A 15,171-nucleotide genomic window follows, 5' to 3' on the forward strand; every position below is an offset into this window, starting at 1 on the left:
CCTGATCGCGCAAACCCTGCCGAGAAACCCTCGCATCCCCGCCCGTGCGGAGGTGACGTCGACATGAGGCTGCGCCAGATCGCCGTCGTCGGAGCCTCGTTGGCGCTCCTGTGCGTCCCGGCCCATGCCGAGGCCCGGGACATCAGCCGCGACACCCTGCCCGCGAACGACGGCTGGGCCTCCGCGGGCGGGGGCACCACCGGAGGCGCGGCCGCCGACGACGCGCACGTGTACACGGTCACCGACCGCGCCGGGCTCGTGCGCGCCCTCGACGGCGGCAGCGACACCCCGAAGATCATCAAGATCGCCGGCACCATCGACGCCAACACCGACGACGACGGCGACCACCTCGACTGCGCGGACTACGCCACCGACGGCTACAGCACCAAGAAGTACCTGGCCGCCTACGACCCCCGCACCTGGGGCTCCGCCAAGCCCAGCGGCCCCCAGGAGGAGGCCCGCCAGGCCTCGGCGGCCAGGCAGGCCGAGCGGGTGGCGCTGACCGTCGGCTCCCATACCACCCTCGTGGGACTCGGTGACAGGGCCGTCCTCAAGGGCGCGAGCCTCCAGCTCGACCGCGCGGACAACGTGATCATCCGCAACCTCGAAGTCCGCGACGCCTACGACTGCTTCCCCGTCTGGCAGCCCAACACCGGCGGCCTCGGCGACTGGAAGACGGCGTACGACAGCATCTGGCTGCGCGGCGCCACCCACGTCTGGATCGACCATGTGACCCTCAGCGACAAGGGCCACCCGGACGAGAAGGAACCCACCTACTTCGGCCGCAACTACCTCCGCCACGACGGCCTGCTCGACATCACCAACGCCTCCGACCTGGTCACCGTCTCCTGGAGCCGGTTCGCCGACCACGACAAGGCGATGCTCATCGGCAACGGCGACACCGCCACCGGCGACCGCGGCCGGCTCCGCGTCACCCTGCACCACAACGAGTTCGACTCCGTCGTCCAGCGCGCCCCGCGCGTCCGCTTCGGGCAGGTGCACCTCTACAACAACCGGTACGTCGTCCCGGCCGACGCCCACGACCACCGCTACTCCATCGGCGTGTCGACCGAGTCAGCGATATACGCCGAGAACAACGCCTTCCACACCCCCGGCCACATCGAGGCCGCCGACCTGGTCAAGAGCTGGAACGGCACCGCCCTCCACCAGTCCGGCACCCTCTTCAACGGCTACCCGGTCGACCTGCTGGCGATCCACAACTCCTACAACTCCGGCAGCGAGCGCGATCTCACGGCCGACGTCGGCTGGAGACCTACCCTGCACACAAAGATCGACAGCGCCGAGGCGGCCGACCGGGCAGTGGCACGCGGCGCGGGCGCAGGGAGGATCCCATGAGCACTGCCGTACCCATCGTCCTGGCGGGCGCGCGCGGCCACGGCCGCTGGCACCTGGAGAACATCCGCCGGCTCCAGGACAAGGGGATCGTCCGGCTGGCGGGCATCTGCGAGCTGACCCCGCTGACCGGGGACGAACTCCCCGAGGGCATCGGGGCACCCGAGCAGTCCGCCGACTTCGGTGCCCTCCTCGACTCCACCGGCGCCCGGATCGCGGTGATCTGCACGCCGATCCCGACCCACACCGACCTGGCGCTGACGGCCGCGCGCAGGGGGGTGCACCTCCTGCTGGAGAAGCCGCCCGCCCCCTCGTACGCCGAGTTCCGGCGCATGGCCGACGGGGTCGCCGAGGCCGGCGTCGCCTGCCAGATCGGCTTCCAGTCGCTGGGCTCGCACGCCGTGCCCGCGATCCGGACGCTGATGGCCGAGGGCGCGATCGGCGAGATCCTCGGAATCGGCGGCGCGGGCGCCTGGGCACGCCCCGAGACCTACTACCGGCGGGCACCCTGGGCGGGCAGGCGCCGGCTGAACGGCGTCGACGTGATCGACGGCGCCCTCACCAATCCCCTCGCGCACGCCGTCGCCACCGCGCTCGCGCTCGGCGGCACGACCCGCGCCGAGGACGTCACCGCCGTCGAGACCGAGCTGCTGCGCGCCAACGACATCGAGTCCGACGACACCTCCTGCGTCCGCGTCACCGGCCCGCACGGCCCGCAGGTCGTCGTCGCCGCGACCCTGTGCGCCGAGGACCCCGACGAGCCCTACGTCGTCGTGCACGGCGAACACGGCCGGATCACCTTCTGGTACAAGCAGGACCGCGTCCTGCTCCAGCGCGCGAACCACGGCCCGGAGGAGTACGAGTACGGCCGCACGGACCTGCTCGAGAACCTCGTCGACCACCTCACCGACGGCACCGACCTGCTGGTCCCCCCCGACGCGACCGGCGCCTTCATGAAGGTCGTCGAAGCGATCCGGCTGGCCCCCGACCCGGCCCCGCTGCCGGACGGGACATGGCACCTGCTCCCCGACGAGCAGCGCCGGGTCGTGCCCGGCATCGACGGCCTGGTCGCGGCCGCCGCCGACGCCCTCGCCCTCTACTCCGAGCTGGGCGCCCCCTGGGCCCTTCGGGCCCGAACGAAAGAGGTGAGCACCTGATGACCCCCCACGACACCGCGGTGCTGCGCGTCGCCGGGCGACCGGTCGGCCGGTACGTCACCCGGCCCGAACTGCCCGTCCGCCTCTCCCCACGCCCGTACCTGCACCCCGTCACCACCCTGGCCGGCACGGCGGTCACCGAACTCAGCCCCGCCGACCACACACACCACCTCGGCGTCGGTGTCGCCGTTCCCGACGTCGAGGGGGCCAACTTCTGGGGCGGACGCACCTACGTCCGCGACCAGGGCCCGACCGAGCTGGACAACCACGGCGCCCAGCGGCACACCGCCTTCCAGCTGCGCGACCCCGACGGGTTCGTGGAGGAGCTGCGGTGGGTGGCGGCGGGGGCCGAGCTGCTGCGCGAGCGCCGGACCGTCGCGGCCACCGCACTCACCGACGCCGCCTGGGCGCTGGACTTCACCTTCTCCCTGACCAACGTCACCTCCGGCCCGCTGTCGATCGGCAGCCCCGCCACCAACGGACGCCCGGGTGCCGCGTACGGCGGCTTCTTCTGGCGGGCCCGCAAGGAGTCCTCGGCGCCGGACGTCTTCACCGCGGACGTGGCGGGTGAGGAGGCCGTCCACGGTCGACGCGCCGACTGGCTCGCCCTCGCCGGCTCCGGCTGGACGCTGGTCTTCGCCGGGGCCACGGACCGCACCCGGCGGGACCCGTGGTTCGTCCGCACCGCCGAGTACCCGGGCGTGGGCTCCTCCCTGGCGCACGACGAGCGGCTCCCGATCGAACCGGGCGACACCGTCGTACGCCGTGTCGTCACCGTCGTCGCGGACGGCCGCCTCGACCGGGACACGGCCGCCGCCCTCGTCCGCAAGGCGGTGAGCCCATGACGGCCGGGACGTACACGAACCCCGTCCTCGACGCCGACTGGTCCGACCCGGACGTCGTCCGCGTCGGCGACGACTTCTACCTGACCGCCTCCAGCTTCGGCCGCGCCCCGGGCCTGCCCCTGCTGCACTCCCGCGACCTGGTCAACTGGACGCTGATCGGCCACGCGCTCGAACGCCTGGAACCGGCCGAGGAGTTCGCGGCACCCCGGCACGACTGCGGCGTCTGGGCCCCGTCGCTGCGCCACCACGACGACCGCTTCTGGATCTTCTGGGGCGACCCCGACCAGGGCGTCTTCCAGGTCAACGCCCCCGAGATCCGCGGCCCTTGGACCACCCCCCACCTGGTGAAGGAGGGCAAGGGCCTGATCGACCCCTGCCCCCTGTGGGACGACGAGACCGGCGAGGCCTACCTCGTGCACGCCTGGGCCAAGTCCCGCTCCGGCGTCAAGAACCGCCTCACCGGCCACCGCATGCACCCCGACGGCACCGAACTCCTCGACGAGGGCAAGGTGATCGTCGACGGCGACCGGATCCCCGGCTGGTTCACCCTCGAAGGCCCCAAGCTCTACCGGCACGACGGCTGGTTCTGGATCCTGGCGCCCGCCGGGGGAGTGGAGACCGGCTGGCAGGGCGCCTTCCGCTCGCGCGGGTTCTTCGGGCCGTACGAGGAGCGGATCGTCCTCGAACAGAAGGACACCGACGTCAACGGACCGCACCAGGGCGGCTGGGTGCGCACCCCGTCCGGTGCGGACTGGTTCCTGCACTTCCAGCAGCGCGGCGCCTACGGCCGTGTCGTCCACCTCCAGCCGATGCGCTGGGACGCCGACGGCTGGCCGGTGCTCGGGAACGACGGCGCCCCCGTCGCCGTACACCCGCTGCCCGACCTGCCACCGCAGCCGCCCGCCGCGCCCGCCACCGACGACGACTTCCCCGGCGGACGCTTCGGACGCCAGTGGAGCTGGACCGCCAACCCGCGGGACGGCTGGGCCACCCAGCACTCCGGCGACGGGCTGAAGCTGGCCTGCGTCCGCTCGGCCGACGCGCACGACCTGCGCAAGCTGCCGAACATCCTCACCCAGCGGCTGCCGGGCACGCCGTGCGCGGTGGAGGTCGAGCTACGGCTGGACAGCGAGGAGCCGGGGGCGCGGGCGGGGCTCGCGGTGCTCGGGGACGCGTTCGGCTGGATCGGGCTCCAGCGGGGCGCGGACGGGGCGGCGCACGTCGTGCACCGGTTCGCCGAAGCGGTCGCGGAGAGGGAACGGGACGCCGCACACGCGCGGCTCGCGCCCGAGGGGCGGGTGCGGCTGCGGATCGAGATCGGGGCCGGGGCGCGGTGCCGGTTCCTCACCGACGTCGGTGACGGCCCGCGTGCCTCGGGGCCGGTCTTCGCGGCCACGCCGTGGCGCTGGGTCGGCGCCCTGCTGGGGCTGTTCGCCCTCGCTCCCGCGGGGCAGGGCCACGCAGGCGCGGCGACCTTCACGCGGTTCAGGATCAGCGCCTTGTAACTCGTCTCAGTCGTATGCCTGTTGAGCCTGTTGGGAGCCGCAATGACGCACCTCCGTAGCAAGCGCTTGCCGGGAGCCGGCAGAACCCTGGCCGCCGTCGTGGGCCTGGTGGCCGCCCTGGGTCTCGGGGGGCTGGGCGAGGCGAACGCCGCCGCACCCGTCGCGACGGACACCACCACCACGACGTCGGCCGCCCGCTGGAGCGACCGGCCCCACGGTTTCGCCTCCCTCGCCGGCGGTACGACCGGCGGCGCGGGCGGCAAGGTCGTCACCGTGACGGACCAGGCCGCGCTGGCGAAGTACGCGGCGGCCGAGGAGCCGTACGTCATCCGCGTCAAGGGCGCCCTGGACATGGACCCTTTCGGCACGGAGATACCCGTCGCCTCGGACAAGACCATCATCGGCGTGAGCGACACCGCCGAGATCGTGCACGGCGGCTTCACCCTCGATGCCGGCACGCACAACGTCATCATCCGCAACCTCACCATCCGCGACACGGCCGTCGAGGGGAACTGGGACTGCAAGGACACCGACTACGACGGCATCCGCCTGGACGCCGCCCACCACGTGTGGATCGACCACATTCGGTTCTCGCGGATCTGTGACGGGCAGCTCGACATCCGCAAGGACAGTGAGTACGTCACCGTCTCCCACAACCAGTTCACGAACAACAACAAGACCTTCGGTATCGGCTGGACCCCGAATGTCAGGACGCAGATCACCATCGACCACAACTGGTTCACGGGCACCAAGCAGCGCAACCCGTCCGTCGACAACGCCGCCTACGCGCACCTGTACAACAACTACCTGACCGCGCAGGCCGATCCCGGTGACCCCGTGTGGACGTACGGCAACTGGTCGCGCGGCCGGACCAAGATGGTCATCGAGAACAGCTACTACCGGGACGTCCAGCACCCCTACCAGGCCGACGCCACCGCGGAGCTGGTGCAGCGCGGGTCGATCCTGAGGAACACGACCGGCCGGCACGAGGCGTGGGGTGCCGCCTTCGACCCCCGGGACTTCTACGACTACCGGCTGGACCCCGCGGCCGCCGTGCCGGCGCTGGTGACGCGGTTCTCCGGGCCGCAAGCGCGGATCGGCGTGGTCCTGGACGTTCCCGCCGCCTATCCGACGGTGCAGGCCGCGGTGGACGCCGTGCCCGAGGGCAACGACAGCGCGGTGACGATCGCGGTCGCGCCGGGGACGTACCGCGAGAAGGTGTTCGTCCCCGCGAGCAAGCCGCACCTGGTGCTCCAGGGGACCGGACACGACCGGTCCGACACCGTCGTCGTCTTCGACACGCCCGCCGCGTACGGGGGTTCGACGGGAAGCGCCACCGTCAGGATCGCCGCGAACGACGTCACCGCCCGCAACCTCACCTTCAGCAACGACTTCGACGAGGCCGCGCACGAGCTGAGCGGCGAGCAGGCGCTGGCGATGAAGACGACCGGTGACCGGATCGTCTTCGAGGACACCGCCTTCCTGGGCAACCAGGACACCCTCATGACCGACAGCCCCAGGCTGACCGCCGTCAGCCGGGTCTACATCCGCGACTCCTACATCGAGGGCGACGTCGACTTCCTGTACGGGCGGGCGACCACCGTCGTCGAGCGTTCGGTGATCCGGGCGCTGAGCCGGGGGTCGGCCACCAACAACGGCTACATCACCGCCGCCTCGACGTGGACGGGCAATCCGTACGGCTTCCTGATCACCGACTCGAAGGTGGTGAGCGACGCGCCTGCCGGGTCCTTCCATCTGGGGCGGCCCTGGCACCCCGGTGGTGAACCCGAGGCCGTCGCCCAGGTGGTGATCAGGAACACCTGGCTGCCCGCCGCGATCAAGTCCTCGCCGTGGACCGACATGAGCGGGTTCTCGTGGAAGGACGCGCGGTTCGCGGAGTACCGGAACTCCGGCCCGGGGGCGGCTGTCACCGCGGACCGGCCGCAGCTCAGCCCTGACGAGGCGCGTGCCCACACCGTCGCCGACTACCTCTCGGGCACCGACGGCTGGAAGCCGTACGCCCGCCACTGACCCCCCACAACTTCATAGATCCGTCTGATCCAGAAGAAGAGAGCCGACCAATGAAGATCAGCAATCGCAGGAGCAGCTCAGGCGGGCGCCGTACGTCGGCCGCCGTCGCCCTGGGCGCCGTGCTCGCCCTGACCGCCACCGCGTGCGGCGACGACGGGAGCGGCGCGGGCGGCGACAAGGGCGCCGAGGGCAGCGGCAAGGGAAAGATCGTCTTCTGGGACAACAACGGCGGTGTCCGCACCGACATCTGGAAGGAGATCATCGCCGACTTCGAGAAGGCGAACCCGGACATCAAGGTCGAGTACGTCGGGATCCCGTCCACCGACTACCAGTCCAAGGTGGACACCGCCATCCAGGGCGGCGGCCTGCCGGACGTCGGCGGTGTCGGCGCGGCGATGCTCGCCGGGTTCGCCGCGCAGAACGCGCTGGAGCCGCTGGACGACCGGCTCGCCAAGTCCTCCCTCAACGGCAAGCTCAACGACGACATGGTCACCTCGCTGAAGGCGGCCGGCGGCGGTGACGACAAGCTGTACTCGATCCCGACCTCCGCGAACAACGGTGTGCTCTACTACCGCACCGACCTGTTCAAGAAGGCCGGGCTGGACGAGCCCAGCACCTGGGACAAGTTCTACGAGGCGGCGGAGAAGCTCACCGACAAGGGGAAGAACGAGTTCGGCTACACCATCCGCGGTGGCGCCGGCTCCATCGCCCAGGCGCTGGACGCGATGTACGGGCAGTCCGGGATCACGTCCTTCTGGGACTCCAGCGGTGCGAAGACGACCGTCAACGACCCGAAGAACGTCGAGGCGCTGGAGAAGTACGCGGGCCTCTTCAAGGAGGTCACGCCGGCCGCCGACCTCAACAACGACTTCACCAAGATGGTCGCCCAGTGGGATTCCGGCACGATCGGAATGCTGAACCACAACCTGGGGTCGTACCAGGACCATGTGAAGGCGCTCGGAACCGACAAGTTCCGGGGGATTCCGCAGCCCACAGGGGCCGACGGCAAGCGGGTGCAGGTCTCCAACCCCGTGGACGGGCTCGGCCTGTTCAAGAGCTCCAAGAACAAGGACGCCGCCTGGAAGTTCATCGAGTTCGCCACCTCGCACGAGGAGAACTCGAAGTTCAACAAGTCGGCGGGGCAGGTGCCGGCGAACAACGACGCCGCCAAGGACGCGTGGATCTCCGAGGCCGAGCCCACGAAATTGGCTGCCGCGGCGTTGAACGACGGGTCCACGACGATCGTGCAGCTGCCGTACTACCTGCCGGACTGGAACACGATCTCCAAGGCCGACAACGAGCCGAACTTCCAGAAGGTGCTCAACGGTGACCTGAGTGCGAAGGAGTTTCTGGACACGATGGCCGGTCAGCTGAACGAGGCTCAGGCCGAGTGGAAGCAAAGGAACGGCTGAGACACGGTCGCTGTTCCGCGCGGCCGGCTGCGGGTTGTCTGTGGCCGGTCGCGCCCACGCGGCGGAGCCGCACATCGCTACAGCCCCGCGCCCCTGACGGGGCTGCACCCCCCGCGCTTGAAAGGCACTGTCGTGTCGCTCACCCGTAGACAGATCGCTGTGGCGGCCGCCGCCGCCGTTCCTCTCGCCCTCTCTGGCACGGGTACCGCCCGGGCAGGCCGACACCACCGCACCCTCTACATCGCCGGTGATTCCACCGCCGCCCAGAAGTACGCCGACGCCGCGCCCGAGACCGGGTGGGGTATGGCGCTCCCGTTCTTCGCGCACCGGCACCTGGCTGTCGCCAATCACGCGGTGAACGGGCGCAGTTCCAAGAGCTTCGTCGACGAGGGCCGGCTCGATGCCGTCCTCCAGGCCATCCGGCCCGGGGACCTCCTGCTCGTCCAGTTCGCGCACAACGACGAGAAGGCCACCGACCCCACCCGGTACACCGAGCCCTGGACGACGTACCAGGACTACCTGCGGCTGTACCTCGACGGCGCCCGCGCCCGGGGCGCGCGGCCGGTGCTCGCCACCGCCGTGGAGCGGCGGAGGTTCGACGCCGAGGGCGACGCCGTGCCGACCCACGGCGACTATCCGGCGGCGATGCGCGCCCTCGCGCAGGAGGAGCGCGTCCCGCTGCTGGACACCCAGGCCCTGTCCCTCGCGCTGTGGCGGCGGCTCGGGGTGGAGGAGACCAAGACGTACTTCAACTGGACCGCCACCGAGCAGGACAACACGCACTTCAACCCGCCGGGCGCGATCGCGGTGGCGCGACTCGTGGCGCGGGAGCTGCTGCGCACCCGCGTGCTGGCACCGAACGACCTGCGTCGGCTCGACGAGGAGATCCCGCAGTCCTGGATCACCTGGCCGCAGCCCGCCGCGTAACCATCCCGACCGCAGAAGAGAGAGCCGCACCATGAACACACGTGTATGGCATGGGCATGCCACGATGAAGGCCGCCGTGCTGATCGGCTGCACGGCGCTCGTCCTCGGTCTCACCGGAACCGGTGCTCAGGCCAAGCCCCGGGACCTCGGGCGCGAGGTCCTCGCCAAGGGCGACGGCTGGGGCTCGGAGGGGGCGGGGACCACCGGCGGCTCGGCTGCCAAGGCCGAGCACGTCTACACCGTCACCACCTGGGCCGAGTTCAAGGCCGCGCTGAAGGCCGGCGGCGACGCACCCAAGATCATCAAGGTCAAGGGGATGATCGACGCCGTGTCCCAGGGCTGCGACGCCTTCGTCACCGGGGGGTACGACCTCCAGCAGTACCTCAAGGACTACGACCCGGCCGTCTGGGGCAACGACAGACCCGCCAGCGGTCCGCAGGAGGACGCGCGGGTCGCCTCCGCCGCCAACCAGAACGCGGAGATCAAGGCCTTCGTCCCCAGCAACACCACCATCGTCGGCGTCGGCAGGAACTCCGGCATCCTCGGCGGCAGCCTCCAGATCCTCGGCGCCTCGAACGTCATCCTGCGCAACCTCACCATCGAGGCCCCGCTCGACTGCTTCCCCAAGTGGGACCCGACCGACGACAACAACACCGGCAACTGGAACTCCGAGTACGACACCGTGGTCGTCTACGGCAGCGATCACGTCTGGCTCGACCACAACACGTTCACCGACGGGCGCTACCCCGACAGCGAGCGGCCGGTCTACTTCGGCAAGGTCTTCCAGCAGCACGACGGGCTGACGGACATCGTGCGCGGCTCCAACTACGTGACCGTGTCCTGGAACCGCTACGAGAACCACGACAAGAACATGCTGATCGGCAACGGCGACGGCCTCGCCGCCATCGACGCCGGCAAACTCAAGGTCACCATGCACCACAACCTCTTCGAGGGGATCCTCCAGCGCTCTCCGCGCGTGCGGTTCGGGCAGGTCGACGTCTACAACAACCACTACGTGGTGAACGAGGAACAGAAGAACGACTACTACCTCTTCGGTATCGGCATCTCCTCCCAGCTGTACGCCAGCCACAACTCCATCTCCCTGCCGGCCGGTGCCAGTGTCGGCAAGGCGCTGAAGAAGTGGAACGAGTCGCCGCTCACCGCGGAGAACAACTACGTCAACGGCAAACTCACCGACCTCATCGCCGTGCACAACGCGGAGATCCCCAGCGAGACCCTCCAGTCCGGCGCCGGCTGGAAGCCGACCCTGCGCACGAAGGTGGACTCGCCGAAGGCCGTCCCCTGCATCGTCGGCAAGCACGCGGGCGTCGGCCGTATCCGCTGACGCCCCCGGTACCGGCCGGGGCGGCCCGCACCGCGTCCCCACCCCGAAGGACGCACCCGCCCCGGCCCCCGGCCCCCGGCCCCCCACCCGAGCCGCGCTTCGAAGGAGCACCCGCATGCCCTCGCCTCGCCTCCGACCACCCCTGACCAGAAGGGGATTCCTCACCGCGACCGCCGCCACCGGCGCCGCGCTCGCCCTCGCGCCCGCCTCCGCGCAAGCCGCCGCCCGGCCGTGTCCCTTCGGGCGCTACGGCTCACCGTCCGCCCGCCTCACCCCACGGACCCTGTACGTCGACCGCTCGGGCCAGGGCGACTTCACCACCGTCCAGGCCGCCGTGACCGCCGCGAGCGGCAGTGGCTGGACGCTGGTCATCGCGCCGGGGACGTACCGGGAGACGGTCGCCGTCGACGTGACCCGTACGGAGATGACCTGGCTCGGGGCCGGCGGGGACCCGCGTGGCGTCGTCATCGTCTACGACAACGCCGCCGGCACCCCCAAGCCCGGCGGCGGCACCTACGGCACCACAGGATCCGCCACCACCCTCGTCCAGGCCGACGGCTTCACCGCCCGTGACCTCACCTTCGCCAACGACTGGCTGCGCGCCGACCACCCCGGCATCAGCGGCACCCAGGCCGTCGCGATCAAGGTGCAGGGCGACCGGTCCGCCTTCCACCACTGCCGGTTCCTCGGCCACCAGGACACCCTGTACGCCGACTCCATGGCCCTCGGCACCTTCGCCCGCCAGTACTTCTCGCGCTGCTACGCCGAAGGCGACGTCGACTTCGTGTTCGGCCGGGCCACCGCGGTCTACGAGGACTGCCACTTCCACACGCTCACCCGGCCGGACCTCGGGGGAGCCCCGTACGGCTTCGTCTTCGCGCCCTCGACCGCGCGCGCCAACCCGCGCGGCTACCTGGTGACCAGGAGCCGGGTCACCAGCGACGCCCCGGACGCCTACTACAAGCTGGCCCGCCCCTGGGTACCCAGCTCCGACCCCACCGCCCACCCGTCGCTCACCGTCCGCGACACCCACCTCGGCCCCGGCATCGACGCGGTCGCGCCCTACACGAACATGTCGGACAGCTACCCCTGGCAGCACCAGCGCTTCGCCGAGTACCGCAACACCGGCCCCGGCGCGGCCGTCACCGTCCCCGGGAACCGGCCCCAACTCACCGCCGCCCAGGCCCGGTCGGCGACCCGTGAGACCTACCTCGGCGACTGGAAGCCCTGGAAGAAGGGCCGCTGACATGCGCAGACGCACCCTGCTCGGCGGACTCGCCGCAGGACTGACAGCCGCCGGCACCACCCCCGCCCGCGCCGGTTCCCGCCGGGTGCTGCACGTGCGGCCCGGCGACTCCGTACAGGCGGCCGTGGACGCGGTGGCCGGGCCCGGCTGGACGATCGTCGTGCACCCGGGAACGTATCGCGAGGTGGTGAAGGTCCCCGCGGACAAGGCCGAGCTGACGCTGCGCGGCGCGACCTGCGACCCGCGTGACACCGTGATCGTGTACGACAACGCCAACGGCACCCCCAGGCCCGACGGTTCCGGCACCTACGGCACCGCGGGCTCCGCCACCTTCGCCTCGGCCGCCCCCGGACTGACCGTCCGCGACCTGACCCTCGCCAACGACTGGCTGCGCGCCGACCACCCCGACATCACCGGCACGCAGGCGGTGGCGGCGTACATCACCGGCGACCGGTCGTCCTTCGGACACGTCCGCTTCCTCGCCCACCAGGACACCCTCTTCGTCGACACCACCGCGCTCGACGCCTTCGACCGGCAGTACTTCCACCACTGCTTCATCGAGGGCGACGTCGACTTCGTCTTCGGGCGGGCCACGGCCGTCTTCGAGGACTGCCACTTCCACACGCTGCGACGGGACGTGGACTTCACCCCCAAGGGCATGGTCTTCGCCCCGTCCACCGCCCGCGCCAACCCCCACGGCATCCTGGCGGTCCGCTCCCGCATCACCTCCGGCGCCGAGGACGGGGCGTACAAGCTGGCCCGGCCCTGGGTGCCGTCGTACGAGACCACCGCCTGGCCGTCCCTCGTCGTGCGGGACACCTGGATCGGGCCGGGGATCGACCCCGTGGCGCCGTACACCAACATGCGGGAGCAGTACCCCTGGCAGACCATGCGGTTTTGGGAGTACCGCAACGGCGGGCCAGGCGCGGTGATCACGGTTCCGGAGAACCGGCCCCGACTGACCGCCGCCGATGCGCGGTCGCACACCCGCAGGGCGTACCTCGGTGACTGGCGGCCGTATGCGTAGGGCGGCCGCCCTCCTCGTCGGCCTGTGCCTGCTCTGGCCGGCTCCCGCCTCGGCGGCCCCCGCCCGGGAACCCGTCGGCTGGGCCGCCGCCGGCCCCGGCACCACCGGCGGCGCGGGCGGCACGACCTGGACGGTGCGCACCCGCGCCGAACTCAAGGAGGCCCTCGCGGGCGACGGCGACCCCACCGCGCCCAAGGTGATCCGGGTCGTCGGCGCCATCGACGGGCACGAGGCGGACGACGGTTCGCCGCTCGGCGAGCAGGACTACGCGCCCGGCTACGACCTCGGCAAGTACATGTCCTGCTTCGGTGCGGACGGCGCGGTCTGGTCCGACACGCGCCACGACTACTGCAAGCGGCAGCGCCGGCTCCGCCAGACCGGGTCGGCCAACGAGAAGGCACAGATCCAACTGACCGTGCCGAGCAACACCACGCTCGTGGGAGTGGGGGACGACGCGCGGCTGCTCGGAGTCTTCCTGACCGTCAACACCGGCACGAACATCATCGTCCGCAACCTGCACCTCGAAGCTCCCGTCGACCACTTCACCACCTGGTCCCCGGGCGACGGCACGCACGGCAGCTGGAACGCCCGCTTCGACGCGCTGACCGTGATCACGGGCAGGAACATCTGGATCGACCACTGCACCTTCACCGACGGCCGCTTCCCCGACCGGGAGGCGCCCGCCGGCTTCCACGGCGAGCGCGTCGGGCGGCACGACGGGCTGCTGGACATCGAGGACGGCTCCGACTTCGTCACCGTCTCCGACAGCCGCTTCGACGACCACGACAAGGCGATCCTCATCGGGTCCGGCGACGGGCGAGGCGACCGCGACCGAGGGCACCTGAAGGTGACCCTCGCCCGGAACCTCTTCACCGACATCGCCCAGCGCGCCCCGCGCGTCCGCTTCGGGCAGGTGCACGTCGTCAACAACGTCCACCTGGGCCGGGCGGCCGGCACCGTCTACGCCCTCGGCGTCGGCGTGGAGTCCTCGATCTTCTCCGAGCGCAACGTGTTCCGCTTCCGGCAGGGCGCCCCCACCCTCGCCGTCGCCGACTACGGAGGCGACCACTTCCACGACACCGGCTCCTGGTTCGACGGCCGCCCCGCCCACCTGAACAAGGTGGCGACCGGCCTCGGCCTCACCACCGACGTCGGCTGGAACCCGGCCGAGGTCTACGACTACCGCGCCCTCACGTCCCCCGCGGCGGTCGAGCGGTACGTGCTGCACCACGCCGGCCCCGGGAGAGCGCATGGACATCCCTGAACTCCCCGGCTTCCACCAGGCGCTCAAGCAGGAGCTCACCTTCCCCCTGGCCTGGGGCACCTCACCCTTCCGCGACTTCGGCGCCTGGCGAGAGGCGGCCCGCGCCAAGGTCGAGGAGCACCTCCTCGTCGAGCCGCAGGACGGGACGCCGTACGCGCCCGAATACGGCGAACGAACCCAAGGGGACGAGTACACCAGGGAGTCGGTGACCCTCTCGCTCACCGCCTACGAGCGTGTCCGCGGCGTCCTGCTCACCCCGCACGGCCCCGGCCCCTTCCCCGCCGCCCTGCTCCTGCACGACCACGGATCGACGTTCGACATCGGCAAGGAGAAACTCGTCCGGCCCTGGTACGACGACACCCGGCTCGCCTCCGCCCGGGCATGGGCCGCGGAGCACTTCAGCGGGCGGTTCGTCGGTGACGAACTGGCCCGGCGCGGATACGTCGTGCTGTGCCTGGACGCCCTCGGCTGGAGCGACCGGGGCCCGCTCACCTACGACCGGCAGCAGGCCCTGGCCTCCACCCTCTACCACCTGGGCTCCTCGCTCGCCGGGCTCATGGCCAGGGAGGACGTACGGGCCGCCGCCTTCCTGGCCGGGCTGGATCGGGTGGACCGGCGCCGGATCGCCGCCGTCGGATTCTCCATGGGCGCCTACCGCGCCTGGCAGACCGCGGCGCTCAGCGACGACATCGCCGCCGCGGCGAGCGTCGGCTGGATGACCGGCCTGAAGGAGATGATGGTGCCCGGCAACAACACCCTGCGCGGGCAGTCGTCGTACTACATGCTCCACCCCGGCCTCGCCCGGCATCTCGACATCCCCGACGTGGCCGCCATCGCCGCACCCAGGCCGATGATCTTCTTCAACGGCGCCCTCGACCCGCTGTTCCCGGCGGAGGCCGTACGGTCCGCGTACGCCAAGCTGCGCGCCGTCTGGCGCTCGCGGGATGCCGAGGAGCGGATACGGACGAAGACGTGGCCGGGGCTCGGCCACGTCTTCACCGCCCCCATGCAGGACGAGGTCTTCAGCTGGCTCGACGACGTCCTGTGAACCATCCCCCC

The 15,171-nt window shown here is 71.1% G+C and carries 12 protein-coding genes; all 12 read left to right on the top strand.

Annotated features, from left to right (window positions below; translation table 11 throughout):
• Positions 1-63 precede the first annotated feature (63 nt).
• The gene (locus tag ABZ078_RS34085; protein WP_356581759.1) at positions 64-1,356 is read left to right on the top strand and encodes a pectate lyase; all 1,293 of its coding nucleotides are present in this window, start codon (positions 64-66) and stop codon (positions 1,354-1,356) included.
• A complete protein-coding gene (locus tag ABZ078_RS34090; RefSeq protein ID WP_356581761.1) occupies positions 1,353-2,510 on the top strand; it encodes a Gfo/Idh/MocA family oxidoreductase in 1,158 nt (385 codons plus the stop codon). Before ABZ078_RS34085 ends, ABZ078_RS34090 begins: the two co-directional genes overlap by 4 nt.
• Entirely contained in the window at positions 2,510-3,355 is an 846-nt protein-coding gene (locus tag ABZ078_RS34095) for a PmoA family protein (protein ID WP_356581763.1), read from the top strand. The genes ABZ078_RS34090 and ABZ078_RS34095 overlap by 1 nt, the downstream gene beginning before the upstream one ends.
• The gene (locus ABZ078_RS34100; RefSeq protein ID WP_356581765.1) at positions 3,352-4,860 is read left to right on the top strand and encodes a family 43 glycosylhydrolase; all 1,509 of its coding nucleotides are present in this window, start codon (positions 3,352-3,354) and stop codon (positions 4,858-4,860) included. Before ABZ078_RS34095 ends, ABZ078_RS34100 begins: the two co-directional genes overlap by 4 nt.
• A 42-nt stretch (positions 4,861-4,902) precedes the next feature.
• A complete protein-coding gene (locus tag ABZ078_RS34105; RefSeq protein ID WP_356581767.1) occupies positions 4,903-6,891 on the top strand; it encodes a pectinesterase family protein in 1,989 nt (662 codons plus the stop codon).
• Between the two features lie 50 nt (positions 6,892-6,941).
• On the top strand, positions 6,942-8,303 hold the full coding sequence (locus ABZ078_RS34110) for a sugar ABC transporter substrate-binding protein (RefSeq protein WP_356581769.1): 1,362 nt from the start codon (positions 6,942-6,944) through the stop codon (positions 8,301-8,303).
• Positions 8,304-8,435: 132 nt separating this feature from the next.
• The gene (locus ABZ078_RS34115) at positions 8,436-9,230 is read left to right on the top strand and encodes a rhamnogalacturonan acetylesterase (protein ID WP_356581771.1); all 795 of its coding nucleotides are present in this window, start codon (positions 8,436-8,438) and stop codon (positions 9,228-9,230) included.
• A gap of 31 nt (positions 9,231-9,261) precedes the next feature.
• Positions 9,262-10,575: a pectate lyase gene (locus ABZ078_RS34120; protein ID WP_356581773.1), complete on the top strand. Its 1,314-nt coding sequence runs from the start codon at positions 9,262-9,264 to the stop codon at positions 10,573-10,575.
• 115 nt (positions 10,576-10,690) lie between these two features.
• Positions 10,691-11,821, top strand: coding sequence for a pectinesterase family protein (locus tag ABZ078_RS34125; RefSeq protein ID WP_356581775.1), 1,131 nt, complete (start codon positions 10,691-10,693; stop codon positions 11,819-11,821).
• A 1-nt stretch (position 11,822) separates the two neighbouring features.
• A complete protein-coding gene (locus ABZ078_RS34130; protein ID WP_356581777.1) occupies positions 11,823-12,848 on the top strand; it encodes a pectinesterase family protein in 1,026 nt (341 codons plus the stop codon).
• Positions 12,841-14,112 carry a pectate lyase gene (locus ABZ078_RS34135; RefSeq protein ID WP_356581779.1) on the top strand — a complete coding sequence of 424 codons (1,272 nt, stop codon included), beginning with the start codon at positions 12,841-12,843 and terminating at the stop codon, positions 14,110-14,112. Before ABZ078_RS34130 ends, ABZ078_RS34135 begins: the two co-directional genes overlap by 8 nt.
• Positions 14,099-15,160, top strand: coding sequence for an alpha/beta hydrolase family protein (locus ABZ078_RS34140; RefSeq protein WP_356581781.1), 1,062 nt, complete (start codon positions 14,099-14,101; stop codon positions 15,158-15,160). The genes ABZ078_RS34135 and ABZ078_RS34140 overlap by 14 nt, the downstream gene beginning before the upstream one ends.
• Positions 15,161-15,171: the final 11 nt, after the last annotated feature.

The organism is Streptomyces sp. NPDC006385 (genome assembly GCF_040612485.1).
In the GTDB taxonomy this organism is placed as follows: domain Bacteria; phylum Actinomycetota; class Actinomycetes; order Streptomycetales; family Streptomycetaceae; genus Streptomyces.